The sequence below is a fragment of the Paraburkholderia dipogonis genome (genome assembly GCF_046027395.1).
In the GTDB taxonomy this organism is placed as follows: domain Bacteria; phylum Pseudomonadota; class Gammaproteobacteria; order Burkholderiales; family Burkholderiaceae; genus Paraburkholderia; species Paraburkholderia dipogonis_A.
Genome location: NZ_JAQQEG010000007.1, coordinates 89,167 through 115,418 on the forward strand (window position 1 = coordinate 89,167; position 26,252 = coordinate 115,418).

A 26,252-nucleotide genomic window follows, 5' to 3' on the forward strand; every position below is an offset into this window, starting at 1 on the left:
GAACGACTTCGTTGTATGGCCGCAACAAGGCCGCAGTTTGCGCAAATCCGCCGCCTTCGGCAACTGGCTTTTCCTTTTGTTACGGCTGGCCGGATACGGTTACCGTCGAGCCTGCAAAAGGGGACTATTCGCGCGGCGCTGCCGCCCCGGCGGGACTCGGCGGCGCAGCCCTCACTGCGCGACCGGCCGCTGGCCGTGAACGGGCGCTATTTTATGCTGGATTCGTCCGGGCGGGCCGACTCTCGAGGCCTTTGCCGCGTTGTGAGCGCCGCGCGTAAACCGGCCGCCCGCCGCTGTCCCCCAAAAATGGGACATGCCCGACCCCGATGTCCGCTCTGTGAAGGCCCTGCTCGCACCACCCGCCCTCAAGTTCGCGATACAGCGCCCTGTAGAATGTCGCCTTTCCGGCCCACGACACCTTCATCGTGACGATGACGATACGGTTCGCACAGCAGAACCACAACGAGATGCCGCGACATGCCAGACATAGAAGATACGGGCGACTCAACGCGTCGCATTGCCATCACGGCTGTCATTCTGTTGTGCCTTGCTCCGCTGCTAGTCAAAGCGCCGCTATTACTCGGCCTGCTGAACGCTGATCCGACCTTGCTCTACGCAGGTCTGCAACAAGGCTTGCAGCATGGTCCGTTCGGCGGCTTCCCGCCTTACCCCACCATCGACCCCAACATCGCGTTCACCAGTCACACGCTGGGATATCGCGCGATTCTGGATATCCTGCAGGGGCAGTGGCCATGGTGGAACTACTACGAAGGCGTCGGCACACCCCTTGCCGGCGAAATGCAATCCGCGGCGCTGTTCCCGCTGACATGGCTGCTGTACTTCGAGAATGGCCAGCTGTACATGCACCTTGCGCTGCAGATCATCGCCGGCGTATCGACTTACGTGCTGTTGCGCAGAATGCGGATCGCACAAGTCGGCTCGGTTGCCGCCGCGCTCGCCTTCCAGTTCAACGGCACCTTCGCCTGGCTGGCCAATGCGGTCATCAATCCGATCGCTTTCCTGCCGCTCACGCTGATCGGCGTGGAGATCGCCCTCGAGCGGGTCGCCACCGGCCGCCGCGGCGGCGCCTTCTGGATCACGATCGGGCTCGTCGCGGCTTTGTACGCTGGCTTTCCGGAGGTGGCGTACCTCGACGGGCTACTGATCCTTGCCTGGACGCTCGTGCGAATGATGGCGCTTCCGTCGGCGCTGCGCGTGCGTTTTCTGTTGCGCGTCAGCCTTGCCGGCGTGGCCGCGCTCCTACTGTCGGCACCCATCCTGGTCGCCTTTTTTGATTATCTTCCCTTGGGCTTTACCGGCGACCACGCGGGTGAGGGATATGCGTCCGCCCACCTGCCGGCGACGACTTTGATAGCGACGCTGATTCCCTACCTGTTCGGCGGTATTTCCCAGGATCGCGCGTTCACGGGTTTTTGGGGCTCTGTCGGCGGCTACGCAGGCATTACGCTGATGACGCTCGCGCTATGCGGCATCTTCGGACAGCGCTACCGCGGGCTCAGGATCATGCTCGCCCTGTGGGTCTTCGTGACCGTCTCGCTTTCGTATGGGTTACCCGGCGCGAGCGTACTGACCTCGATCGTCCCTGGCCTCAAGCTCGCCGCGTTCTACCGATACCTCCCGCCATCCTGGGAATTCAGCCTCTGTGTCCTCGCGGCGCTGGCGCTCAACGACGCCGCGCGTGCGGGCCTGCAAAAACGGCTCAGATATGCTTATGGCGTCACGCTGATCCTGATCTGCGCGGGATTCGCCGTCACGCATGGTGCTGGAATCAGACCGCATGGGCGTTATGTTCTATGGGCGTTGATCTTCGCCGCGCTAGTGCTCGTCGCGCTTGCGATCATCCTCTTCCGTCGCAACGCGAGTTCAAGCCGCGTCGCCCTCGCTGTGTCGATTGTCCTGGCGTGCGAAAGCGCGATGTACTTCGCCGCGCCGGTCATGAGCAATCCGTCGCGAGGCACGGTGGATCTCGTGGGCGTCCGATTCCTGCAAGCCAATCTCGGCATGCAGCGTTTCGTTACGCTCGGTCCGTTGGCACCGAACTATGGTTCCTACTTTGGCATCGCTTCGATCAACCACAACGATCTGCCGATTCCCCGCCTCTGGACCGACTTTGTCGCCAGAAAACTCGACGCCAATGCCGACCCGATCAGGTTCACGGGTTCAGTTCGCGTGGATCCGGCCGGACCGTCCTCGCAAGACAGCTTGCTGAAGAATTTGCCGAACTATCTGGCCATCGGCGTGCGCTATGTGCTGGCCCCGATCAGCGCGCCGCTACCGGAAGATGCGACAGCAAGAGGCATCGAGCAAGTTGCTGCCGACACCAACATGCGCATCTACGAACTGAGCAACCCGCGTCCATACTTCGACGCGCCGGCGTGCTCGCTGGAAGCGGCAACGCGCGGCGGACTGCGCGCCAACTGCACGCAGCGCACGACGCTCACGCGCCTGGAGCTCTATATGCCGGGCTGGCGAGCCTTCGTCAACGGACAGGAAACCGCGATTCGTCAGGTTGACGAAATTTTTCAGCAAATCGACGTCCCCGCGGGCACATCCAACGTTCAATTCGTATTCCGGCCCCCGCATATCGAATGGGCGTTCGTTGCGTTCGCAATCGGGTTGCTGACGATGCTGGTGGAACTCGGCATGTCAGCCACATCGAGACGCGCCGCCATGCGCATCTGACAGAGCAGCCGGAAAGAGCCGGCTTTCGTATGCGCTACCATTACGCCACTCGCCGAATTTGCGTCTGGCCCGCATGACACGCTCCGCAGCCAGCGAAAGATCAGCTCGCCGCACTTTTGACCGTCAAATCCAGAACACAATCGCCAATGCAAGACTTCAACCCAGGCACCGTGGCCGTCGTGATTCCCTGCTACAACGAGGCAGCTACGATCGCCACGGTGGTTCGCGATTTTCGACGCGCGCTGCCCGAGGCTTCCATCATCGCTTTCGACAACAACTCGACGGACGACACCGCACGTGTCGCTCGCGAAGCGGGCGCGGACGTCATCAAGGTTCCGCTGCAGGGCAAGGGCAATGTCGTGCGCCGCATGTTCGCGGACGTGGAAGCCGATGTGTACGTGATGGTGGACGGCGACGCGACGTACGACGCAGCCGTTGCGCCTGCATTGATCAGCAAGCTGGTCGAGGAGCGGCTGGACATGGTGGTCGGCTCCCGCGTCAGCGACGAACAGGCCGCTTACCGATTGGGCCACCGCTTCGGCAATGTCATGCTGACACAATGCGTCGCATCGATTTTCGGCCGCACGTTCAAGGACATGCTGTCGGGCTACCGGATCTTTTCGCGCCGCTATGCGAAGTCGTTCCCGGCCCATGCATCGGGCTTCGAAACCGAAACGGAATTGACGGTGCACGCGCTCGGCATGCGCATGCCCGTGGCCGAACTGCCCACGCGCTACATCTCGCGCCCGGAAGGCTCCGAGAGCAAGCTGAATACCTATCGCGACGGCTTCCGTATCCTGATGACCATTTTCAAACTGGTCAAAAGCGAGAAGCCTTTCGCGTTCTTCACGGTCGGCTTCGCGATCTGCGCGCTGCTGTCCATTGTGCTGGCTATTCCGGTCTTCGAAACCTACGTGGAAACCGGGCTCGTGCCGCGCCTGCCCACCGCGTTGCTCAGTACCGCGCTGATGCTGCTCGGCGCGATTCTGCTGATCTGCGGCATCGTGCTGGATACCGTGACGCGCGGCCGGATCGAGGTCAAGCGGCTGGCGTACCTCGCCATCCCTGCGCCAGGCAAGCAGGAGCAAAGCCAGTAAATGCGCACTCAGTTTTTCAGATTCGCCATCGCCGGCGCCATCGGTTTTCTGGTGGATGCTGGCGTGCTGTATGTCGCGCTGGCAATCGGCCTCGGGCCGTATCTCGGCCGCGCCGTCTCCTTTCTCTGCGCGGCTTTCGCAACGTGGCAGATCAACCGCCGCATGACCTTCGTGGTGAAGCGGACGGAGTCGCTCTGGTCCGAATGGGTGCGCTACCTGGCCGCCATGTCGGTGGGTGGCGCGTGCAACTACGGGACCTATGTGGTCATGCTGCTGTTCCTGCCGAAGGTGACCGTCGCGCCGCTCATCGCGCTGGGCGCGGGCTCGATCGTCGGCATGTTCGTCAACTTCGCATTCGCGAAGTGGTGGGTCTTTCGCGCCCAGCATTGAACGACCGCCCCGCGAGTTGTCAGTCATCGACGGCGTGTCATTGCATGTTGGGAGCTTGCTAAATCAGTACGCCGACGCATCTGTTCCGCGCCTGATCAGCGCCCTACTGGCTCACGGACGAACATTCACGCCATTCGCCGAATAAGCTGCCGTTTTCGGCGAGAACTTGCGGCGCAAAGCTCGCGCGCCATTCTGCGAAGGCACTTCGACCAGCCTGTTCATCGCGTAGCCGAGGATAAGTGCTCCGAACACAGTCGCGAACCAGACTGGCACGGCGCCGAATCGCGGATAGAGAATAACCAGCGACACGCTCAATACCACGTAGTGGTTGAGATACACGCTGTAGGAGATCTTGCCAAGCCAATGGCCGACGCTGTAGATCCGGCCCGGCCGGATGGTGAAGGACAGCGCCATCAACAGGAACGCGCCGGTCGAAGCGCCCAGATCGCCGAAGATGCGAGCGCCCATGCTCCAGGGATTGTCGAACGGATACGCGAACAGCGCCAACGCAACGATCCACAACATGGCGCGAGACGCCGGCCGCAATGCATGCGCCCACGACAGGATCCTGGAGCGGCATGAATAGAACCACGCTCCGATCACGAAGAAAGTGCCGTAGTGCGTAGTCAGTAGCGCATCCTGAAGCGGCCATGGAATATGGCTCGGCGATCCGGCCAGAGCGGCGATGCCGATTAGCGTGGAACTGACGACCGCGAGAATGACCGCCTTGAACCGGAGGTGCAGTACGAGAAAGGCAATCACCGGAAACGCCAGCGACAGTCTCATCTCATGCACGATCGACCACATGGGCGGATTGATGATCGAGGTGTCGTAGCTGCCGATCAACTTCAGATGATCGAAGATCATCTGTTTGTCGGGATGCGGATGCGCCGTGTACATCCAGCCTTTTTCCCAGACGAAGCCGGCGCGCGCAACCAGCCAGTAGAGGCCTAGCGCGACCACGAGCGATGCGACAAACGGCGGATACAGCCGCACGACTCGCGCGGCGGCAAAGGTAACGTAGCGGCGCACACGTTGCTCGCCATACATGTGCGCGAGTGCGTAGCCGCTCAGCATGAAGAAGACGATCACCGCCTGGTGCCCGGCCCACAGGACGCGCAGGGGAGTCCATTTCAGGAAGCCCCAGAGCGGTTCGACCTTGTACAGGCCTGCTACCGTCGTATGGGAGATCACTACGATCAGCGCGGCATAGCCTCGCAATATGTCCAGCGAGGGGGCTCGGTCATTACCTGGACGCGCCGAATCCACCATATGCCGCCTCTTCACCCAAGTCCTATTTGAGATACCAATTCTATCAGCTATCGCTCACGTGACTGTCCGGGCGGGCGTGGGACGTTGGCGGTCAGTTCCTTCCTGTCCGGCGGTTTCGGCCGCAGCCTCTCTTGCACCCGATCTTCTCCAGGAAAGGATTGGCAAGATTCTGCAATAATAAGATGGGCATTGCAGCCGAGCGGATAACGTAAATGAACGAGAGAGACACGACAGTTGATGTCCTTCGGGGGCTTGGCATCATCGCTGTCGTGGCGGGACATGCGTGGAGCGGCACCGGCTTGGCGCCCTTCTCGCCCTATTCATTTCACATGCCGCTGTTTTTCTTCCTCTCCGGCCTCTTTTTCGGAGAGGAAAAACTGGAGGCGCCGGTCGCTTTCGTACTGAGAAACGCGCGCACCCTGTTGCTTCCCACGACGATTTTCTTCCTTGTCTACGCGCTCGTCTGCCAGGTCATACGGGCCGCCGGTTTCGTGAGGCTGTGGCAGCCGTTTTCAATCTCGAATGTGCTGTTCAATCAGTTCGGTAGCGCCGCAGCGTATGGATTCACTTCGCCGTACTGGTTCATCCCCTGCCTGTTCTTTGTCCGGGTGTACTTCGCGCTCGTGCACACGCGAGTGAACGCGCCTCTCGCGCGTATGGCGCGCGGACGTGAAGCGGTTTTGCAAATCGCCTGGGTTTTGCTTTACCTGACCGGAGCTGGCTGCGCCATCTATTTTGCCCGGCGTATGTATGCCGAAGGCCCTGTCACTTATCGCGAAATCGGTCTGCTGCGTGTCGTGTTCGCGGCTTTCTTCTATTACGTCGGCTATCTGGCGGCGCATTGGAAAGCAACGCGATTCCTGCCCAATGTCCTCGTGCTCGTGGCTTTGTATGTGATTCAGCAACAACTGTGGCTGACGGGCAAGACGTTGGACTTCTGGATGCAGATCATGCAATTCGAGCATCCCATTCTGCCCATCGTGACCAGCCTCACGGGCATCGCCTTCATGTACGGCGTGGCCGGCATGATCGCGAATAATCCGACATCGAGAAAGATATTGGCTTTCATCGGCACCAACGCCCTGCCGATCGTGTTTCATCAGCTATTTGCGTTCTTTCTCGTGAACGCGGCGCTGTGCGGCCTTGGCATCATCAAGCCAGCGGACGTGAAGGGCACCGCCTTTCAATGGCATACCGAGCATATGTGGTTCGTCTATGTGCTGGCGGGCATCGTCGTGCCCCTCGCAATCGACCGTTACCTTGTGAAGCCGCTTGGTCTTCTTTTCAGGAGCGCTTGGCGCCGGCCCGCCGCTGAAACCTGACAGCGAGCCGCACGCGCGATTCGAACGCCTTACTTCGCCCTTACTTCGAGGCAAACATCGACTTCAGAATGGCAACGATCTGCTCGCCAGCCGTACCATCGCCAAACGGATTCTTGCCGGCCGACATCGCCTGATACGCGGCTTCATCGTCGAGCAAGCGCGCAGTCTCACGAACGATTGTATCGACATCCGTACCGACCAGTTTGTTGACGCCGGACTCCACGCCTTCCGGCCGCTCGGTCACATCGCGCATCACCAGAACCGGCTTGCCCAACGCCGGACCCTCTTCCTGAATGCCGCCCGAATCGGTGAGGATGATATGACTCGCCGCCATGAGCCGCTGGAACGGCTTGTAGGTCAGCGGTTCTTCCAGATAGACCCCCGCCTGATCGCTCAACACGCGGTTGACCACTTCCCGGACCTTCGGATTCATGTGCACCGGATAGACGATGCGCACGTCCGGATGCGCCTCGGCGATTTTCCGCAACGCCGTGCAGATGTTCTCGAACCCAGGCCCGAAACTCTCGCGACGATGCCCCGTCACCAGCACGATCCGCCGCCCTTCCGCGAGTGCGGCCTCGACTCGCTCCGGCAACTCGACATGCTCGTTCTTCAGGCGTTCGAGCATCAGATACAGCGCGTCCACTACGGTATTGCCAGTCACGAAGATCTGGTCCGCGGGCACCTGCTCGGCAAGCAGATTCTTCTTCGACAATTCCGTCGGCGCGAAGTGGACGTCGGTCACGAGCGAGGCCACACGTCGATTGAGTTCCTCCGGAAACGGCGCGGCCATGTCATGACTGCGCAGCCCGGCTTCGATGTGCCCGACGCGAATGCGTCGATAGAACGCCGTCAACGCGGCGACCTGAACGGTCATCGTGTCGCCCTGCACGAGGATGATATCGGGCGACTGCGCGGCGAGGAACTCGTCGATCGCGGTGAAGAGCCGCGCACTCAAGCCTGCCAGCGACTGATTCTGCGACATCACGTCCAGACTCGCGTCCGGCGTCACGCCGAAGTCCGCGAAAGCCTGCATCAACATTTCCCGATGCTGCCCGACCGAACACAGGCACACGTCGAAATCCTCGTGAGCCGCGCGCAGCGCCTGCACGACCGAAATGACCTTGATCGCTTCCGGCCGCGTGCCGGCAAACACCACTACTTTTTTCTTTGCCATGGTAGATATCCTATGAAACCGGCGGCTTCAGACCACTTCGGGCCGCGCATCGGTCAACTTGAAGTAACGGCTTTGACGCTGAGGCAGATACGACGCATAGCGAACGCAATCGGCGTTTGTGCGGGTCAGGATGGCCGCGAAAATCTCCACGTGCCGCGTGTAGGCCTCGGCCGGTGTCATCGACTGGAACGACTGCTGCAAGCCGTCGCGCGGCTGGCGTACCGGCCGTTCGGCGTGGTCGACAATCGTTCTGGCGAGTTCGTCGCGAACCGCGTGCAATTCCCACTCGTTTGCGATTGCCTGATAGAACTCGGTGCCGTCCAGTGTCGACCAGTCATCACGATAGGCGCGAATCACCGTGCTTGCCTCGCCAATCAACTGTTCGCGGGCGCCGCCGACGTCGGTGGCGATGACCGGCGCGTTACGCTGAAGCGCTTCTGATATCGCCAGACTCCAGCCTTCGGTAAAGGACGGCATCACGACTGCGCGCGCGAGATCGACGAATCGATAGACGTCGGACCGGTAACCGGGCATCGACACCACGCCCTGGAGGCCGTGATGCACGATGCGCGCCTGAAGTTGCGCGGAGTATCCGGCATCCGAGTGCTTGCCGAGGATCACGAGGCGGATATCGGGCCGCTTCGCATGCGCGATCGCAAATGCGTCGATCAGCAAGCCCTGCCCCTTCACCGGATTGATCGAAGCGACGTTGAGGAACACGGGACTATCCGCCGGAAACCCAAGTTCCTCGCGCAGCGCGACGTCGCGCTCCGGTTCGAGCAAGGGCATTGCGCTGCCCGAGTCGCAGCCGTTCGGCACGACGATCATCCGGTCCGCGCTCAAGCGCAGATTCACATCGGCGAACATCGCGACGTTGGCCGACACGCAGATATAGGCGTCCGTCACTTCGTCCACGCGACGCCACTGTTCCTTGCCCGCGGCGTCGAGCCACATGTACATGTTATGCACGGTTTGGACAAACGGGATTTTCAGCGAAGCGCAGACCTCACCGAGCGACAGCGAATAATGAGCGTTGACGAGCGCCACCTTCCGCTCGACCAGCACTGCGCGAAGCTCCGCGGGATCGCTGGGCAGGCGCGCGTAGTTGAACTGCCGTTGCTTGAGTTCGGCCTCGGCCTCGGTCGCGATTTCGCCGGTGACGCCGAGCATGGGCCGAAAGCCCGCTTTGCCCAAGCGGTCCAGCAGGTCAAAGACGACACGTTCGAGACCGCCGACCATGAAGCTGTCGACCTGCAACATGACGACCGGTGCGACCGACGGCTCGAAGGCGGCCGCGTCCGGTACCGCCAGCGATTGCGTGCTATTGGTCGCCGTCCAGAAACGGCGCGCGGAGTCGACGACGTTCGCGGGCGTCGTCTCGATCACCATGGGGTGAAGCAGCGCCAGTCCCAGGAATACCTGATGGTCGAGTGCGATACACAAGTCCACATGGTCGTAGACGTCGCTGCGTAATGCGTACGGATTGTCACCCGCCTTGAACACCGCGACGATCACCACGCCCGACGCTTGCGGCGTCAAAGACGGCAAGTCGGCTGCGGCGATGATTTTCAGTTGCGTGTCGTCGGCATTCAGGTCGCTCGCACCACGCTCGCTAGCCGGCAAGACGGATGCGAGCGTCTGGCTCGACGCCCAGCGAGGCGCGTCCGTATCGAACTGACCGAGCCACTGCGCGACGCGTCGTTCGTCGAGCAATAACGGCGCATTGGCAAAGCGCTTGACGGCCGCTGGGGCCGAGACGACCGGCGTAGGCTGAGGTGCCTTGACCGCCGCGCGAGCCCGCCTGGCAAGCGCACGCAACACGCGACGCAACCGCGCCCCCAGCGTTCGCTCAGCGGACGCGCGCAGCGCGTCGCCAACGCGCTGTTGTTCCTCGAGCGTCGCCACAAGACGGGTCGCCTGTGCTTCGTCAGCAGCAACGGTCTGTTTGAGAGCCGCCACTTCGCTATCCTTCTGTCTAATCACGCCCTCGAGGCGAGCTTCCTCGTTCTTGCCTTGCTGAATGACGCCTTCCAGCCGATCGGCTTCGCCTCTCAATTCGCGGACGAAATCCTCCAGACGTTGTGTCTCGCCATACAGGAAGGTGTTGCGTTCCAACAGAGCCCCGATCTGCGTATCCTTTGCTTCGAACCCACGTTCATAAAAGCCCCGGTGTTCACGCCACACCAGTCCGGGGCGATACCCGGCGTCGGCGAGATAGTTTAGAAGATACGCACACCGCGCACCCAGTTCGGCCAGTTGCGAAACTTCCGGCAAGCCGAAGCTCAGTGGCTTCGACAGGTCGCCGAGGATGTTGACCCAGTCACCCGACAGAACCCGCTGGACTTCCCGCACCGCTCGCTCGAGATACCGTCGCGCGGTTTCATAGTCGCGGCGAGCCACGGCAAAGCTGGCCGCAAGGTCGAGCGCAGCAACCGTCTTGGTGGCCAGCAGCGGACTAAAAGGAACCGGGTCCATCGCGGCGCACTTCAACGCCCAGGCCTCGGCACCTTCCAGGTCACCTACCGCCTGCAAGAGTTTCGCGGCCACGTAACTCTGCGAGATCGACCACCGCAGATACTGCGCGTCGTTCTTGTTCGTATCGAGGTACGCCTGAATTTCCGCCACACATGTGCGAACCGTTTCCGTCGAGGCCCGCGCAGCAAGCACGCGATAGGCGTGGCCGCAAAGCGCGGCGCCGTAGTCGGCGGTGTCGTGCGGCGCCTGCTGCAAGACTCGCGCTTGCAGGCTGCCCAATTCGGCGTCGTTGTCCATGCGCGTGCCGATGGTCACCATGCTCCTGAAGAGCCATGGATTCACCATGCTGCGTCCGTCCGGCAACACATTGAACGCCGGCGAATCGGCGTGCTTGTACATCGTATCGACAAAAGCCGACGGATCCGCGCCGACGGGATCGCGCATCGAGACGACGATCAGGTGGCCGTCACTGGCCGTCGTACGCTCGTCGAGTTCTATCTTGCGCCATGCAAAGTCCGACGGCGTATCCGGCGGCGAAATAAAAGCGCATTCCGGCAGCCAGCTTGCGTGAGTCGAACCCGTAGTCGAGCGCAGCAGTTCGACAGGAGACTGCGCTTTGGCAGAAGCGTCGCCCGTGCTCTCCGGCGCCGTCATGCCGAGAATCAAGCGGCCACCCGGCCGCACGATGTCGGCGAGTCGCGGCCAGTCTAGCGGCGCGAACCGGCGAACGTCACGGCAAATCACCACGTCGAAAGAATGACTTGCAAGGCCATGCAATTCCTCACCGGACCACGGTTTGAAATCGACGCGATTGGCCACGCCATATTGACTCGCCGCATAGCCGCACCGCTGCGCGTCCGGCACGATGCCGAGCACGTGACTCGCTGTCGAGTTCTGCGCAACGATGTAGGCACCGCTGCCGGCGGTGTCGTCCAGCACGAGAACGGCGTCGCCGGCTCGTACGAAACTGCCGATCTGCGTGAACTCAGCGACTGCGGTTTGCGACGCCGGGTCGGTATGCAGCAAGACATCTTCGGCTTCCGCGGGGCGTTGCCCGGTCGAGGCGTTTGCAGCACGCTCGAAAGCGCAGACTTCGAAGCCGCCCAACGGGGGCAGCGGACAAGTCAGCCGCGCGAATGTCAAACGGGCATGGATGCGGAACCCGAGTTCGAAGGCTTGTGCTTTGACGGGGCCGCTGGAAGCAAGGCCGGCTTCGTCTTGCGCGAGCGGGCTCATCAACGCGACGCTCGTGACGCCGGCATCCGCGATCAGCTTGAGCCAGACTGCCGCCTCGGTGGCGTGGCTGTTCCGCGGGAGAACCACGATCGCCGCGTCGAAAGATTCGCGCTGGGCAATGTCGAGAGCGGGCGCCGTGACGGACGCCGCTTCGAGCCGATTTGACACGAACCGATGATCGGCTTGCGCCCCGCCATCCGCGTCGAGCGAAAGCGCGTACGGATCGGTTCCGGCGGCCAGCAGGAAGTCGAGCGCAGCAGCGGCATGCGCGCCGATATACAGGATCTTGCCGTGCCCGAAACAGGTTACGCACTGGCGCAAGCATGCTCGCACATCGAGGCTTGAAAACACGGTCATACAGTCAACACCAAGGTTTTGTACGGCGAGCCGTTTTGTCGAAGGAGGCCAGCCGCTCCTGGTTGTTGCGACTGACAGGCGTTCACTTACGAGGCTTCGCCGGTGGGTGCTTCAAGTTCGGCGCGCATGTGCAGATCGCACACGCCGCCGAAGAAATGCGTGTCGACACGCGCGCGGACCATGAAGAACGCGGCCTCGTCGATCCAGTGCAAGATTGCCTGATCAGAGAAGTTCATCGACTCCTGGTGGATCAGCGAGGCCTGCACTTCGTAGAAGTTTTCGCCGAGCGAGCAGGAGTCCATCGTGAAGACGACGGAATGCTCTTCGCCCGCGCGGAACTTCCGGTTCCAGAAAATGAAGCCGTCCTGCTTCCCGGCGATCAGTTCTGCGTCCTGGTTGAACGTCCCCCAGGAGTACATCTTGATGCCTTCCTTGTTACGGATACGCAGATTGACATAGAGCTTGTCCATGTCCTCCCGGATCGAGAATTTCACCACGATCTTGATCGTATCGCCGGTATAGAACGTCGTGCATTGCTCGCCCGCGCCATCCAGCACGGAGACGTCCGTAATCAGCGCTTCCAGGCTGCCGAATTCGAATTTGCCGCCTTCGTTGCGCGCCTCCGTTTCCATCTGATCCGCTGCGTCCGAGACATTCGACACGGCTTGCGCAAGGTGCCCCTCGGCGGCAGCGGCCTCGAGCGGCTCGGCCGTCGCGGCAGGCGCCGTCAACTGCGGCGACTCGACAGGCGCCGCGACCTTCGGTGCCGTGTCCGCCTTGACTGCCTGCTTGTGCTCGGCGATCTCCTTCGCTTTGGCGAGGTTTTCCTCGTCGTGCAAGAGTTTGCGATAGGCCAGCACGACTTCGCCGGACGGCCCTGCCGCCATGACCTCGCCGTGGTGAAGCAAAATGGCGCGGTCGGTAAATGTTCGGACCGACTCGATGTCGTGCGACACGAACAGAATCGCGACGCCACGATCCCGCAGCTGACGAATGCGCTGATAGCAGCGCTTCTGGAACAACGCGTCGCCCACTGCCAGTGCCTCGTCGACGATCAGCACATCCGGATTCAGTTGCACCTGCACCGCGAATGCGACGCGCACCATCATCCCGCTCGAGTAATGCTTGACGGGTTGGTCGAAGAAATCGCCGATCGCCGCGAAGCGGATGATCTCCGGCATGGCCGCGTCCATCTCCTTGCGCGTCAGGCCGAGAATCGAGCCATTCAGATACGCGTTTTCGCGGCCCGTAAATTCCGGGTTGAAACCGCTGCCCAATTCCAGCAGAGCCGCGACCCGGCCGTGCACCTTCACATCGCCTTGCGTGGGCGACAGGACCCCGGCGATGATCTGCAGCAGCGTCGATTTGCCGGCGCCGTTGCGGCCCACGATACCCACCGCTTCGCCCTTCTTCACGTTGAAGGAGATGTTGCGCAGCGGCCAGAATTCGCCGAAAAACTGGCGACGGCCACGGAGCAGCATCTGCGCCAGCCGATGGTGAGGCTTCGCATAAAGTTCGTAACGCTTGCTCAGATCACGAACGTGGATAGCTATATCGTCCAAGACCACTCTCTTTGTTGATGAACAGCTTTAAACAAAGCTGTGATCGGGAGCCGCCCGCCTCTCGTGCGCGGCGGCCCCGGTTAGCCGACTAGGTCAGCGCCTCGATGAGTTCCTTCTCGCCGGTGGCCTTCTGCTCGACCAGCCGCTCGCAGATCGCCCGATTGTGTGCGGCCATCTCCATGCGCGTTGCTGCGTCCGGAATGAGCCCCTTGGCAAAATCCTCGACCTTCACGAAACGCATGCCGTATGTGTTGAAGTCGCCGATGTTGGGCGTATCCACAATGGGCACGATGCCGAACGCCAGATACTCGATCAACTTCGTCGGGCAGGACACGTGGTTCACCACCATGTCGTCCCGCAGGATGAAGCCGAAATGGCAGTGCTGATACACCTCGTTGAGTTCAGCGCGCGTCGCGCTGGCCACATGGAAGTTCGGATGGGCCTGAACCTCAGGCGCCGCCGCGTTTCTCATCACGCCGACATCCGGCGTGTACATCCACCAGTCGGCGTGTTCCAGGGCTCGCGCGACCACGTTCATCATGGCAGGTACGTTTTGCCACTTCTGCGTGCCGCCGGCATAAATGACCGTGGGCCGGCCTTCCTTGTAGGGCCGCACCGCTTCACTGCCCTCTTCCAGGGCGAAGATCGGCAACACGATCACTTTCGCGCGCAGCAACTCGCGGTACTTGTGCGCCAGATAGTTGCCCATGGCCTGCGACACGACGATCACACGGCTCGCTTTCTCCGCCGCCATGCGCTCGCAATCGTCATGGATGCGCGCGGAGAAGAAATCATTGTGCATCCGAAACTCTTCGGGCACGACACCGTGCACGTCGAGGACCCATTTCAGGCCCGGTACGCGGAGCGCCGCTTCAGCGGCCGCATTCGGCATGCGCAAGACGCTGTGGAAATAAACGCGCTTGAAGCGGCGCGCCAGCAGCGCCACGACCCGGCATTGATTGACCGAATGCAGGGAGATATTGAGAACCCAGGCGTTGTGCGCCGCCCTTTCGATAAAAGGCTTGGCCTCCACATGACCCCGCACATCGCAATACACCCGGTGCTTCGAGGGAAACAGCGAATCGATCGCCTTCACGCGCTGGAAGTAGCCGTCGCGTTCACGCTCCCTGGTCGGATACGGAGCGAAGAAAAGAATTCCTTCGCCGTGGAGCATCAGTTGCAACAATTCGTATCCGCGCACGAGACGGCTCACCTTCGAGGTGGGGAATTGCGCCGCGCGAGCCAGCCGGTTCGTCACTCGCTGCATCAGTCCGAGCGGCTTGTCTTTCAGCTTGGCCGCCTGCATTGCGGTAAGTTCGCGAGCCATGCCCGCCGTCCTGGCGACCAGCGCCTCCAGGTCATGAGCGAGCGACTCGAACCGAACCGTCATGCGCTGCACGATCTTCGGCGCGACCGCCTCGCCGTCCGTCGACAGGTATTGCTCGATGTCCGCGTCGATGCTGCTGATCACGGGGAGCAACGAAGCCGCCGACGCACGTTCGTCGACATGACGCCCCATCACCAGTGAACGCAGGTCGGTCAACCGCTCCGCTTGCATGCGCGCAATTTCGCCGCTCAGGTGTTTCGCGTAGCCCTCGAGGCCTTCCACGAGCGTGCGCATCTGACGCGCGTACAGGTGATGCGTTTCGAGGTGAATCGGAAACCGCTTCGGCGAGGCAATCGCAAACAACGAATCCTGCATCCAGGCGGTCACGGACAGGCGCGTGCGGTCTTGCCATGCGCGGCCATGCTTCTCTTCGAAACGCGCGCGGTTCTGCGCGGCGAACCCTTGCGCCTCGACGACATCCAGTTTGCCGAACGACGCCGAGCCCCAGTGATGGATATACACATCGCGCGCCACATGCATTTTGAAACCGCCTTCCAGAATGCGGACGCAATGGTCGTCGTCTTCGTAGGCGCCTGGAAAGAAGCGCTCGTCGAGCGTGCCTACGCGTTCGATCAGCTCGCGCGAAAACAGCACGCAGTAATAGCTCAGGAAGTCGCTGTCGACAGTCAAGCCCAACCAGCCTTCGCGCCGGCGAATAGCGAACTCGGTGAGCACCGGCATATCGAGCGCGGCGCTGCCTTCGCCCAGTCTGTTGCGATCGCCGAGATGGTAGGGAATGGGAATGCCCTGCTCATTGTTCGACGCGTTGGTTAGCGGGCCGATCGCATCCTTATCCGCCGCGACGAGGTAGTCCAGCCAATGGTCGGTGACGATGACATCGCTATTGAGCAGGCAGATATGCGTGATCGTCGGGTCCGACAGGCAGTACTCGATACCGATGTTGTTGCCGCCGGCAAATCCGAGGTTCTTGTCCTGCTGAAAGAATTTGCCTTGCAGGCCATGCTGGGCGACGGCGTTCTCGAACGTGGCCTGCACGGCGGCACGCTCAGGCGGCCGGGATGCGTTATCGATCGCGGCCACCACGAATTCCGTATCGCTTCGGGTCTTGATCAGACTCTCGATCGCAAGCGCGAACACCTCCGCCGAATTGAAGGTTACGATAATAATCCCAACACGCGCCTTCTTGCTATTCATTATATTAATCCAATACTTGCCGACGTTAATTCGACTTATACTTTCCTGGCGAATTTCTTAAAGCACATCAGGAAATCCTTTTTTGGATTTCATGAAAAACCAATAGCATGCGCATAGAAAAGCAATCGAAATCGCCAACTGAATAATCATGCCCAGCGGATCCGGCCATTCGCCAAAGAAAAACACGTGCCGTACGTTTTCCAGCACCGGCGTAAAAGGATTCATCGCAACCGCGAATCGCAGGATTTTCGGCACCATGTCGAGCGGATAGAACACCGGGCTCAGATACATGATCGCCATGGAAACCGGCGGCACCAGCAGCTTGATATCGGGCAGATACACGCCGAGCGACGCCAGCAGATACGTCACGCCCAGCACGGCGAAAAACATCGGCAGCAGCACGACCGGCAGCGCAATGGCGGACAGCGGCGGCAGGCCGACGAACACCAGGTTGAACAAGAGCAGAAGGCCGTAGCCGATCGCCGCGTTCACGACCGCGGACAGGGTGATGGCGAGCGGCAATACTTCGAGCGGGAACACGACCTTCTTGATAAAGTTCGGATTCTCGCGCATCAGCATCGGCGCGCGCAGAAAGCATTCGGAAAAGAACGTGTAAGTGATCAGTCCGCTGAAGAGAATCAGTGCGGACGCCTTACTGTTTAACCCTTCGCCTGCCCAGCGCGCCTTAAACACGACGCTAAAAACAAAGAAATAGACCAGCAAAGTGAGGATTGGCGTAACGATCATCCAGACGGAGCCGAGCGCCGAACCACGGAATTTAGTCGCAAGGTCCCGGCGGACGAAGTCCCACAAGAGCGACCGATGCCGCAAAACAGAAATTTGCATTGATAGATTCCGACAAACCGTCTGCGTTCGATTGTCTAAACCGATACAAACGATGCTAAAAATCCCGGCGCCGTGTTGACAGGCGCGCCGGAACGCAATGAATATTTCTGGATACAGCCGCCGCCATCTTAACCCGGCATTCTGCCGTAGCGGACTGAACCCAGTCAAATCAGGTCTTGCGCGCCGCAAGTCCCTTCGTGCAGGCGTCAGGCCGCCTGCACCGCAAGCTACTCGAACTGACCGATGCGCGGCGGCGACGCCAGCGTAAACGGCAGAACCTCGGCGCTGAGCGACAGATTGGGGTTGTATGCCGGATCCCGTTCGAACCAGCCCTCCCAACGTGCCTCCATGCGGCGAATCTCGCTGACGAAGCGCTCGTACTTCACGGGGTCATGGTCCGAGCCACGCGTGGCCGATTCGTGGTGGTACAGCTCGGCATACGGCGTCCAGATATTGCGGTAGCCCGCCTTCAGCAGCTTCATGCAGAAGTCCACGTCGTTGAAGGCGACCGCCAGTTCTTCTTCCAGGCCGCCCACTTCGTCGTAGACCGACTTCCTGACGACGAGGCAGGCCGCGGTCACCGCAGACAGATTCTGCGTCGCCACCGCCCGGCCGAAGTACCCGTAATGCCCACGCTTCATCATGTGGTGCATGTGGCCCGCGATCCCGCCGAGACCGACCACCACGCCGCCGTGCTGCAACGCATCATTCGGATACCACAGGCAGGCGCCCACCGCGCCGGTGCGCGGCAGACTGGCGAGACTGACCATTTCATTCAACCAGTCCGGCGAGATCACCTCGATATCGTTATTCAACAGACACAGGAATTCGCCGGTCGCCACGCGCGCCGCGCGATTATTCAGAGCCGAGAAATTAAACGGCGATTCATCGTGCAATACACGCACATCAGGACGCTGCGACACTTCGTCGAAATAGCTCAGCGTCTCCGGCTTCACGCTGCCGTTGTCGACGATGACGATTTCGAAATTCTGATAAAGCGTGCGCGTAAAAATACTGTCCAGACATTGCTTGAGCAGCGCGAGCCCGTCCCGCGTCGGAATGATGATCGACACTTTGGGCTGCGGACTCGGCAGCGTATAGCGCACGCGCAGCACGCCGAGTGTTTCGATCGGATGCTCCACCGTCGCGCTGATGTTGGCCCGCTTCAGGTGATCTTCCAGCGCGCGAATCGCGGCGATCAACGCATAAGGCTTCTCGCTGCCGCTGCCCGCCGTGCTGCCGGGCACGATGCGCCAGTGATACAGCACATGTGGAATGTGGATCACGCTGTCGTCGCCGGCAAGCTCCACGCAGCGCAACGCCAGATCGTAATCCTGGCTGCCTTCGAAGCCCTTCCTGAAGCCGCCCGCTTCCCGAACCAGCTTCGTCTCGAACACGCCGAGATGGGAAAACATGTTCTGGGTGAGGAACATTTGTGGGTTCCAGTCGCACTTGAAGTAAGGCGTGGTGCGCTTGCCCTCGGTGGTGAGCTTGTCTTCGTCGCTGTAGAACAGCCGGCCTTGCGGATGCTGATTGATGTAGCGCGCCACCATGTACAGCGCGTGGGGCGGCAGCAGGTCGTCGTGATCCAGCAAGGCGACGTATTCGCCCGTTGCCAACGCGAGCGCGCTATTGCTGGCTTCGGAAATGTGGCCGTTCGTCTCGCGGAAGACGACCTTGATGCGGCTGTCGGCAGCGGCCAGTTCCTGCAGGACGACCTTGACGTGTGGCTGGGTCGACGCATCGTCCGCGATGCACAGCTCCCAATGCGGATAGATCTGCGCCCGAACCGAGGCAACCATTTCGCGCAGCAAGCGTTCGTCGCTATTGAACGTGGGCACGACGACGGAGATCAACGGCTTGCGCGTCAGCAGGCCGATTTCCGCTTCGATTTCGAGTTGCCTCGTCGGCGTGACCGTGTCGTACAGGTTAATCCACTCGTGGTAGACCTCGTCACGCGGCGGACCGTCGGCGAAACCGCGGCCGCTTTTGAGCCGGCGCACGCGCGCCACGACGCCCGGCAGACCTTCGCGACGGATCGTCGACGCGTAGTAGCCCAATGCGCTACCCAAGCCGCCCCTCACCTCAGCCTGGCGGCCAATGGTGCTGAATGCGAGGCGCACCGCCAGCACGACACGGGCAACCGAGCGCAGCGGCGCCGTCACCCGCCACGAGGTCGAATTGAGCAAAGCGGCCTTCTCAACTTCCAGTTTCAGAATCCGATTGTTCAGCTTCGCGATCGACTCGCCATCGTGCAGCGCATCATCAAGCAGTTTCTCGAGCAGTGCCACACGCCCCTGAAGATGGTGCGTATCCTCCGCGCCATGCGACAACGGCTCATCTTGGGAGACGTCCTGACTGACTACATCCTGCTGATGCTCACCATATTTTGTGTTCATGCATTTCCTTCCTGCTCATCCGACGAGATGACTGCTGCTCGTAGGGTTCCGGACCCATGGCACTGACCACCGCTGCCCCGCGCTCTAAAGTCTGCCCAGCCGCCCGCGAATGCCATCCCATATGCCAAGCAACGCCATTTTCAAATGGGCCTTCCGCTGCGTGGGCATCAATGAATAGATGACGAGCCGCACGGGAAATTTGACCAGTTCGGACGACTTCCACGTCCAGGGCACATAGGAACGGCCGATCAGCACAACGGCGTTGCGGAACAGGTAGTAATGGCGCGACGGGCTATGCATGGGATACGCGCGGCCCAGTACGTGGACCGGCTCGCCGCCCAGTTCATGGCTCATGTGCACCCACGGCACGCCCAGCACCCGATAGCCCTTCTGCTTGGCACGCACACACCATTCCAGGTCGACAAAATCGATGAAAAGCGCGTCGTCCATCGGACCGATGCTCGACCACCAGCGCAAATTGATGCACGACCCCGACGAAATCAGGAAGTCGACCTCGATGGGCTGATCGCCCTGCGGCTCGATCCTCCGCAGCGAACCCCATCTGAAGCGCACGAACGGCGCGAGGCCGCGCAGGCGCGAATCTTCGTAGGCCGGGCCCACCAGCGCGACACGCTCGCCTGATGCGTTGGCCGCGTCGATGACCTTCGGCAACTCCGTAAATAGCGACGCGGGCGGCTCGCTGTCCTGATCGAAGATGATCGCCAGGTCAGAGCCGCCGCGAATCAGCGCTTCAACGCCCTGATTGATCGCTGTCGCGATACCCACATTCTCACCGTTGGCGAGATACTCGATCGTGCCGGCTAGTCCCAGCTCGCTCGCCGGGCGCACGCCCGGCGTGTTGTCGACCACCACACAGTACATTCTCGCCGCGAGCCGGTTGGCCCGCTCGATACAGGCCGCATCGGGGTTGTAGAAAACAACGACAGCCCCCGTACGCGATGTTCGCGGCGTGTTGCTCAACGCTCGGCCATGCAAAGTTGCAAGGCGTCGCGCCAGTCCGGCGCTTGCACGCCGAACGTCCGTGCAAGCTTGTCATTCGACATGCGCGAGTTGCCTGGCCGCTTCGCCGGCGTCGGATAGGAGGCAGCCCGGATCGGTTTGACGGTCGGCGTTTTCGCCAGGCCCGACAGTTCGAAAATGGCTTCGGCAAAACCGTGCCACGACGCCGAACCCGTCGCGGTCAGGTGATAAACGCCCGAATGCTGCTGCCACCAGTCGCTCTGACCTGGCGCCGCTGCCTGTGCGAGTACGTTCGCAGTGAGCGCCGCAATCGTTTTCGACCAGGTCGGCGCGCCGATCTGGTCGGCGACCACGCTCAGCTCGTCGCGCTCCGCGCCAAGGCGCAGCATCGTCAGCAGGAAGTTCTTGCCGCGCGTGCCGTACACCCAGCTCGTGCGGAAAATGAGGTGCGCGCAGCCACTCGCGGCGATGGCCCGCTCGCCGGCCAGCTTGGTGCGTCCATACGCGTTTTGCGGATCGGTGGGATCGTCTTCGACGTAGGCGCCATCTTTCTCGCCATTGAACACGTAGTCGGTCGAATAGTGAACCAGCGCCGCGCCCAGCTTTTTCGCTTCTTCAGCGAGCACGCCCGGCACTTCGCCGTTGATGCGCATGGCGAGATCGAGCTCCTCTTCCGCCTTGTCGACCGCGGTGTAGGCTGCGGGATTGACAATCAGTGCCGGGCGAATGTTGCGCACCACGGCACGAACCTGATCCGGGTTGGACAGATCCATGGCGGCCCGGTCCACCGCGACCACGGTGCCGAGCCCCTGCAGCGTACGCGCGAGCTCGAAGCCCACCTGGCCATTTACGCCGGTGACGAGGATCGTCCGCTTGACATCATGTGCGCTCATGCGAGAACCCCTTATTATTCGAAGACATCGGCATCGGCAAGGCGCTTGGCCGCCGCGTCTTTCGCAGCCAGCAGCGGCTCGACGTCGATCGGCCATTCGATGCCGATCCCCGGATCGTTCCAGACGATGCTTCGCTCGTGCTCGGGATACCAGTAGTCGGTAGTTTTGTAGAGGAACTGCGCGGACTCGGACAGCACCACGAACCCATGCGCAAAACCGGGTGGCACCCACAACTGCCGATGGTTGTCGACCGACAAAACCACGCCGGCCCATTTGCCGAACGTCGGCGAGCTCTTGCGGATGTCGACCGCGACGTCGAACACTTCACCTTCGACGACGCGCACGAGCTTGCCTTGCGCATTCTGGACCTGGTAATGCAACCCACGCAGCACGCCCTTCGCGGAGCGCGAATGGTTGTCCTGCACGAACTCGATGCCGGGCTCGACCTGCTCGGCGAACTCCTTCGCATTGAAGCTCTCAAAGAAAAACCCTCGGGCATCGCCGAACACCTTCGGCTCGATGATCTTGACTTCCGGCAACGCGGTAGCGGTTACTTGGATGGCCATGCCACTTGATCCGTAAGAAGGTTTCGCAGATATTGCCCGTACGCATTTTTGGCGAGCGGTTTGGCGAGCGCCTGCAGTTGCTCGCGGTCGATCCACTGTTGCCGGTAAGCGATCTCTTCCGGACACGCGACCACCAGGCCCTGACGCTTCTGCAGCGTAGCAATAAACGTGGCCGCTTCGATCAGCGAGTCATGCGTGCCGGTATCGAGCCACGCGTAGCCACGGCCCATGATTTCGACTTCGAGCGCGGCGTTGGCGAGATAACGCGAGTTGACGTCGGTGATTTCAAGTTCGCCACGCGACGACGGCTTGATGTCCGCAGCGATGTCGCACACCTGTTTGTCGTAGAAATACAGACCCGTGACCGCGTAGTTCGAACGCGGTCTGGTCGGCTTCTCTTCGATGGAGAGCGCGCGGAACTGCTTGTCGAATTCGACCACGCCATAACGTTCGGGATCCTGCACATGGTACGCAAAGACCGTGGCGCCTTCCACTTTCTCGTTGGCGCGTTCAAGCTGCTTCCCGAGATCGTGGCCGTAGAAGATGTTGTCGCCGAGAATCAGCGCAGATGGATCGTTGCCCACAAAATCCCGGCCGATGATGAACGCCTGCGCGAGTCCGTCCGGCGAAGGCTGAACCGCGTACTGGATGTTCATGCCCCACTGGCTGCCGTCGCCGAGCATCGCCTCGAAGCGCGGCGTGTCCTGCGGCGTCGAAATGATCAGCACGTCGCGAATGCCCGCAATCATCAACGTCGACAGCGGATAGTAGATCATCGGCTTGTCGTAGACCGGCAGCAACTGCTTGGAGACCACGTGCGTGATCGGATACAGGCGGGTGCCCGATCCGCCCGCGAGAATAATGCCTTTGCGCGCCATTGCCGTGCCTTTACGCGCGCTGCGCGTAGTTGGTCTCAACCCACTTTCGATAGTCACCCGAGGCGACTTCGTCCGACCATTCCTGATTGTCCAGATACCACTGGACCGTCCTGGCCAGACCCGTTTCGAACGTTTCCGCCGGCTTCCAGCCGAGTTCGCGTTCGAGCTTGCGGGCGTCGATTGCGTAACGGCGGTCGTGGCCCGGACGATCCCTCACATACGTGATCTGGTCGCGGTACGACGCGCCCGCCTTCGGACGCAACTGATCGAGCAGGTCGCACAGCGTGTGCACGACCTCGAGGTTCTTCTTCTCGTTCCAGCCGCCGACGTTGTACGTCTCGCCCGGCGTGCCGCGCGCGAGTACTTCGCGGATCGCGCTGCAATGGTCGCCGACATACAGCCAGTCGCGCACGTTCTGACCGTCGCCGTAGACCGGCAGCGGCTTGCCGCCGAGCGCGTTGGCGATCATCAGCGGAATCAGTTTCTCGGGGAACTGGTACGGACCGTAGTTGTTCGAGCAGTTCGTGGTGAGCACCGGCAGGCCATACGTATGATGGTAGGCGCGCACCAGATGGTCGGAACCCGCCTTGGTGGCCGAGTAAGGGCTATTCGGCGCGTACGGCGTGGTCTCGGAGAATTGCGGATCGGTAGCGGAGAGCGAGCCGAACACTTCATCGGTCGACACGTGCAGGAAGCGGAACGCGGCCTTGTCGGCCTCGTCGAGCGCAGTCCAGTAGTGGCGGGCCGCCTCGAGCAGCGTAAAGGTGCCGACCACGTTCGTTTGCACGAAATCAGCCGGGCCATGGATCGAACGATCCACATGGCTCTCGGCGGCGAAATGCAGCACGGCACGCGGCTTGTGCTCGGCGAAAAGCGCGTCGAGCGTGGCGCGATCGCAGATATCCGCGCGCACAAAGACATGCTTCGGATTGCTTTGTTGTGACTTGAGCGTACCCAGATTGCCGGCGTACGTCAGTTTGTCCACATTCAGTACCGCTTCGTCCGACGCATTGAGCCAGTCGAGCACGAAATTGGCACCGATAAAACCGGCGCCGCCCGTTACCAGAATCATGAAATTCCCTTCTAGATGTTGGCGGCAGGTCAAATAGGTGGCTTAACCTGCCACCACGCGTTGTGGTGTCGGAATCTTGCCGCCGCACCGCCGCTCCTGGCACCGCGGGCGGGCGCTTAAACGTCAATGCTATGAAGTCCCGATTATAAAGCGGCCAAAGGTAAAAACTAGGACCCTAACAACTTGAAACAGCTTGATAAATTTGGTAATTCGGCCGCCACTTTCGAGACGAAAATCGCATCAGACGGCCTTGCGCATGATGGCGTGCCGAGCCGTTGGATCGGCCAGCGGCCTGATTCAGTAACGATATACCGGGAAAACGGGAGGAAAGCGCCGCACACGTCTGAACAAACCAACAGTCAGTGTGCAGCGCAATATGATTGGTTATACGCGAACGAAAGTCGCGCGTCACCATAACGCAAAAAGATGGCGGATCGCCGAGCCGGTGCGGCCGATTACGCCGCCAGCATCCATCGCAGCGTATCCATGAACGGAATTGCCTCGACTTTCGGCACGAGCGTGCGCAGCTTGGCGGGTGAACCAGCCAGCATCTTCACATCGGTTTGTCGCACGAAGGCGGGATTGATCTGAATCTCGAGCTCATGCCCCGTCAGATCGCTCGCCGCCGAGAGGATTTCGCGCAACGTAAAGGGCGTGCCGGTGCAGACATTGACTGTTTCCGAGGCGGCCTCGGAGTCGAGCAACGCTTCGTAGGCGCTCGCCACGTAGCGCACGTCGGAGAAATCACGCGCGACGTCGATATTGCCGAGTTCGATCGACGGTTCGCGGCGCGCGAAATGCTCGACGATCTTCGGCACGAGGAAGTTGGACGCCTGGCCGCGGCCGGTATAGTTGAACGGCCGCACGATCAGGATCGGCAACCGGTCGAACCAGGTCCGCACCATGGTTTCCATCGCCGCCTTGCTGGCCGCGTAGTGATTGACCGGCGTGACCGGAAAGCTTTCGTCGATGGCGTCGCTCGTCACGTTGCCGTAGACGTTCGCGCTGCTTGCGATCAGCAGTTTGCGGGGCGTATGACCGACGGCGGCGCACGCCTCCAGCAGATTCAGCGTGCCGATCACGTTGACGCGGTAAAAGTCGAGCGGATCGTTATGGCCTACGAAGCTGATGGCAGCCAGATGGACAATGTAGTCGGGCCGCGCGATTTCGATCGCGCGCCGGCAGGCATCCGGCGACGTAATGTCGAGCCTCAGGCGCGTCGGCGTTTCCGGCTCGTTGCGCCCGGCGACCGTTTCGATCACCGTGTGGCCGCGACCGAGCAGGTTATCGACCAGATAGCGGCCGGTGAAGCCGCTCGCCCCGGTGACGAGCGTACGGATAGGTTGCTCTGCATGAAAAGACGACATGCTTTCTCCGTTCATGAAAGTCATCCTGTTGTGTCGCAATATCGCGGGGTCCTGCACCAAGCCGCTTGCCAGCGGCGCCTGTCGCGATATCAACCCTTCAAACGGGCTATTATGTCACGCTAATATGTTGCATTGCCCAACGCGGCACGCCTCGTGCGTAACAGCGTGTATCAAACCGCACCCATTTCCTTGATGACACCCGCCACTACGTCTTCCGCTCTTTCCGATCCGCCCCTACTCCCGCTCGCTTTCGGCGATCTGCAAGGTTGCCGCACGCCGTTCCAGCAACTGCTGGCCAAGGCCGCGCCGCCGGCCGGCACGCCGCTATGGTTCGCCGGCGACCTGATCAACCGCGGCACCGAGTCGCTTGCCACGTTGCGCGACGTCATCGCGCTCGGCGAGCAGGCGGTGCCGGTTCTGGGCAATCACGATCTGCATCTGCTGTCGGTGTCGGCGGGGATTCGCAAGTCGAAAAAAGGCGACACGATCGACGAGATTCTCTCCGCGCCCGATGCCGCCGACCTGCTCGAATGGATCCGCCACCGTCCAATTGCGCACTTCGACAACGGCATGTTGATGGTCCATGCGGGCGTGCTGCCGCAGTGGGATGTGAATCTGACGCTCGAACTCGCCGACGAATTGCAGCGTGCCCTGCGTGCGCCGAACTGGAAGGAGACGCTCGCCGGTTTGTATGGCAACGAGCCGAGCCGCTGGAAACCAGGACTGAAGGGCATCGAACGGCTGCGTTTGACGTGCAGCGCGTTGACGCGCATCCGCTTCTGCAACGCCGAAGGCGTGATGGATTTCAGCAGCAGCGGCGGCCTGAACGCGGCGCCGCCGGGTTGCATGCCGTGGTTCGATGTACCGTCGCGCAAGACCGCCGATGTGACCGTGGTGTTCGGTCATTGGGCCGCGCTCGGCCTGATTTTGCGTGACAACCTGATCGGACTCGACTCAGGCTGCGTGTGGGGCGAACAACTGTCCGCCGTGCGTCTTGCGCAAAACCCCTCGGAACGCACGCTGACACAGGTCGAGTGCGAGAACTGCCGCGCGCCGGGCGGCGGCAACTAGCTAGCCACGCGACCCAGCCTGATGCCAGGCCCGATGTTAGGCCGAC

Annotated in this window: 18 protein-coding genes; 5 read left to right on the top strand and 13 right to left on the bottom strand. The window is 61.2% G+C overall.

The features are described 5' to 3' along the window. The first annotated feature begins 477 nt into the window (after positions 1–477). From PQR32_RS09315 to PQR32_RS09325, 3 genes are all read left to right on the top strand, one after another. Positions 478–2,703: a hypothetical protein gene (locus tag PQR32_RS09315; protein WP_408224830.1), complete on the top strand. Its 2,226-nt coding sequence runs from the start codon at positions 478–480 to the stop codon at positions 2,701–2,703. 146 nt (positions 2,704–2,849) lie between these two features. Next, complete coding sequence (locus PQR32_RS09320) at positions 2,850–3,800, top strand: glycosyltransferase family 2 protein (protein WP_408224833.1); 951 nt, start codon at positions 2,850–2,852, stop codon at positions 3,798–3,800. Beyond that, complete coding sequence (locus PQR32_RS09325) at positions 3,801–4,190, top strand: GtrA family protein (protein ID WP_408224836.1); 390 nt, start codon at positions 3,801–3,803, stop codon at positions 4,188–4,190. A 111-nt stretch (positions 4,191–4,301) separates the two neighbouring features. On the opposite strand, the gene PQR32_RS09330 is transcribed toward PQR32_RS09325, so the two are convergent. After that, complete coding sequence (locus PQR32_RS09330) at positions 4,302–5,462, bottom strand: acyltransferase family protein (protein WP_408225150.1); 1,161 nt, start codon at positions 5,460–5,462, stop codon at positions 4,302–4,304. Between the two features lie 212 nt (positions 5,463–5,674). On the opposite strand from PQR32_RS09330, the gene PQR32_RS09335 reads away from it, so the two are divergent. Next, complete coding sequence (locus PQR32_RS09335; protein WP_408224839.1) at positions 5,675–6,784, top strand: acyltransferase family protein; 1,110 nt, start codon at positions 5,675–5,677, stop codon at positions 6,782–6,784. Between the two features lie 40 nt (positions 6,785–6,824). Here the strand turns inward: PQR32_RS09335 and wecB are convergent, their stop codons facing one another. From wecB to PQR32_RS09395, 12 genes are all read right to left on the bottom strand, one after another. Next, positions 6,825–7,961, bottom strand: coding sequence for a non-hydrolyzing UDP-N-acetylglucosamine 2-epimerase (gene wecB, locus PQR32_RS09340; RefSeq protein WP_408224842.1), 1,137 nt, complete (start codon positions 7,959–7,961; stop codon positions 6,825–6,827). Positions 7,962–7,988: 27 nt separating this feature from the next. Further along, positions 7,989–12,029: a glycosyltransferase gene (locus PQR32_RS09345; RefSeq protein ID WP_408224845.1), complete on the bottom strand. Its 4,041-nt coding sequence runs from the start codon at positions 12,027–12,029 to the stop codon at positions 7,989–7,991. Positions 12,030–12,115: 86 nt separating this feature from the next. Continuing rightward, positions 12,116–13,591: an ABC transporter ATP-binding protein gene (locus PQR32_RS09350; RefSeq protein ID WP_408224848.1), complete on the bottom strand. Its 1,476-nt coding sequence runs from the start codon at positions 13,589–13,591 to the stop codon at positions 12,116–12,118. Positions 13,592–13,679: 88 nt separating this feature from the next. Beyond that, positions 13,680–16,133, bottom strand: coding sequence for a glycosyltransferase (locus tag PQR32_RS09355; protein WP_408224851.1), 2,454 nt, complete (start codon positions 16,131–16,133; stop codon positions 13,680–13,682). A gap of 57 nt (positions 16,134–16,190) precedes the next feature. Continuing rightward, positions 16,191–17,147 carry an ABC transporter permease gene (locus PQR32_RS09360; protein WP_408224854.1) on the bottom strand — a complete coding sequence of 319 codons (957 nt, stop codon included), beginning with the start codon at positions 17,145–17,147 and terminating at the stop codon, positions 16,191–16,193. 59 nt (positions 17,148–17,206) lie between these two features. Beyond that, the gene (locus PQR32_RS09365; protein WP_408224857.1) at positions 17,207–19,378 is read right to left on the bottom strand and encodes a glycosyltransferase family 2 protein; all 2,172 of its coding nucleotides are present in this window, start codon (positions 19,376–19,378) and stop codon (positions 17,207–17,209) included. A gap of 84 nt (positions 19,379–19,462) precedes the next feature. Beyond that, positions 19,463–20,374 carry a glycosyltransferase family 2 protein gene (locus PQR32_RS09370; RefSeq protein WP_408224860.1) on the bottom strand — a complete coding sequence of 304 codons (912 nt, stop codon included), beginning with the start codon at positions 20,372–20,374 and terminating at the stop codon, positions 19,463–19,465. Beyond that, on the bottom strand, positions 20,356–21,252 hold the full coding sequence (rfbD, locus tag PQR32_RS09375) for a dTDP-4-dehydrorhamnose reductase (RefSeq protein ID WP_408224863.1): 897 nt from the start codon (positions 21,250–21,252) through the stop codon (positions 20,356–20,358). The genes PQR32_RS09370 and rfbD overlap by 19 nt, the downstream gene beginning before the upstream one ends. Positions 21,253–21,266: 14 nt before the next feature. Next, positions 21,267–21,818 carry a dTDP-4-dehydrorhamnose 3,5-epimerase gene (rfbC, locus tag PQR32_RS09380; RefSeq protein WP_408224866.1) on the bottom strand — a complete coding sequence of 184 codons (552 nt, stop codon included), beginning with the start codon at positions 21,816–21,818 and terminating at the stop codon, positions 21,267–21,269. Then, positions 21,803–22,696 carry a glucose-1-phosphate thymidylyltransferase RfbA gene (rfbA, locus tag PQR32_RS09385; RefSeq protein ID WP_408225153.1) on the bottom strand — a complete coding sequence of 298 codons (894 nt, stop codon included), beginning with the start codon at positions 22,694–22,696 and terminating at the stop codon, positions 21,803–21,805. Before rfbA ends, rfbC begins: the two co-directional genes overlap by 16 nt. A 10-nt stretch (positions 22,697–22,706) precedes the next feature. Further along, complete coding sequence (gene rfbB, locus PQR32_RS09390) at positions 22,707–23,768, bottom strand: dTDP-glucose 4,6-dehydratase (protein WP_408224869.1); 1,062 nt, start codon at positions 23,766–23,768, stop codon at positions 22,707–22,709. Positions 23,769–24,223: 455 nt separating this feature from the next. Then, positions 24,224–25,135, bottom strand: a complete 912-nt coding sequence (locus tag PQR32_RS09395; protein ID WP_408224872.1) for a GDP-mannose 4,6-dehydratase — start codon at positions 25,133–25,135, stop codon at positions 24,224–24,226. Positions 25,136–25,327: 192 nt separating this feature from the next. Here PQR32_RS09395 and PQR32_RS09400 point away from each other — a divergent pair, with 192 nt between their 5' ends. Then, positions 25,328–26,206 (top strand): symmetrical bis(5'-nucleosyl)-tetraphosphatase, encoded by an 879-nt coding sequence (locus tag PQR32_RS09400; protein WP_408224875.1) that lies wholly within the window; start codon positions 25,328–25,330, stop codon positions 26,204–26,206. The last annotated feature ends 46 nt before the right edge of the window (positions 26,207–26,252 follow it).

Bases quoted from the DNA above. Each gene is read 5' to 3' on its own strand.
- PQR32_RS09315 (WP_408224830.1), top strand. From the start codon at position 478: ATGCCAGACATAGAAGATACGGGCGACTCAACGCGTCGCATTGCCATC.
- PQR32_RS09320 (WP_408224833.1), top strand. From the start codon at position 2,850: ATGCAAGACTTCAACCCAGGCACCGTGGCCGTCGTGATTCCCTGCTAC.
- PQR32_RS09325 (WP_408224836.1), top strand. From the start codon at position 3,801: ATGCGCACTCAGTTTTTCAGATTCGCCATCGCCGGCGCCATCGGTTTT.
- PQR32_RS09330 (WP_408225150.1), bottom strand. From the start codon at position 5,462: ATGGTGGATTCGGCGCGTCCAGGTAATGACCGAGCCCCCTCGCTGGAC.
- PQR32_RS09335 (WP_408224839.1), top strand. From the start codon at position 5,675: ATGAACGAGAGAGACACGACAGTTGATGTCCTTCGGGGGCTTGGCATC.
- wecB (WP_408224842.1), bottom strand. From the start codon at position 7,961: ATGGCAAAGAAAAAAGTAGTGGTGTTTGCCGGCACGCGGCCGGAAGCG.
- PQR32_RS09345 (WP_408224845.1), bottom strand. From the start codon at position 12,029: ATGACCGTGTTTTCAAGCCTCGATGTGCGAGCATGCTTGCGCCAGTGC.
- PQR32_RS09355 (WP_408224851.1), bottom strand. From the start codon at position 16,133: ATGAATAGCAAGAAGGCGCGTGTTGGGATTATTATCGTAACCTTCAAT.
- PQR32_RS09365 (WP_408224857.1), bottom strand. From the start codon at position 19,378: ATGAACACAAAATATGGTGAGCATCAGCAGGATGTAGTCAGTCAGGAC.
- rfbD (WP_408224863.1), bottom strand. From the start codon at position 21,252: ATGAGCGCACATGATGTCAAGCGGACGATCCTCGTCACCGGCGTAAAT.
- rfbC (WP_408224866.1), bottom strand. From the start codon at position 21,818: ATGGCCATCCAAGTAACCGCTACCGCGTTGCCGGAAGTCAAGATCATC.
- rfbA (WP_408225153.1), bottom strand. From the start codon at position 22,696: ATGGCGCGCAAAGGCATTATTCTCGCGGGCGGATCGGGCACCCGCCTG.
- rfbB (WP_408224869.1), bottom strand. From the start codon at position 23,768: ATGATTCTGGTAACGGGCGGCGCCGGTTTTATCGGTGCCAATTTCGTG.
- PQR32_RS09395 (WP_408224872.1), bottom strand. From the start codon at position 25,135: ATGTCGTCTTTTCATGCAGAGCAACCTATCCGTACGCTCGTCACCGGG.
- PQR32_RS09400 (WP_408224875.1), top strand. From the start codon at position 25,328: ATGACACCCGCCACTACGTCTTCCGCTCTTTCCGATCCGCCCCTACTC.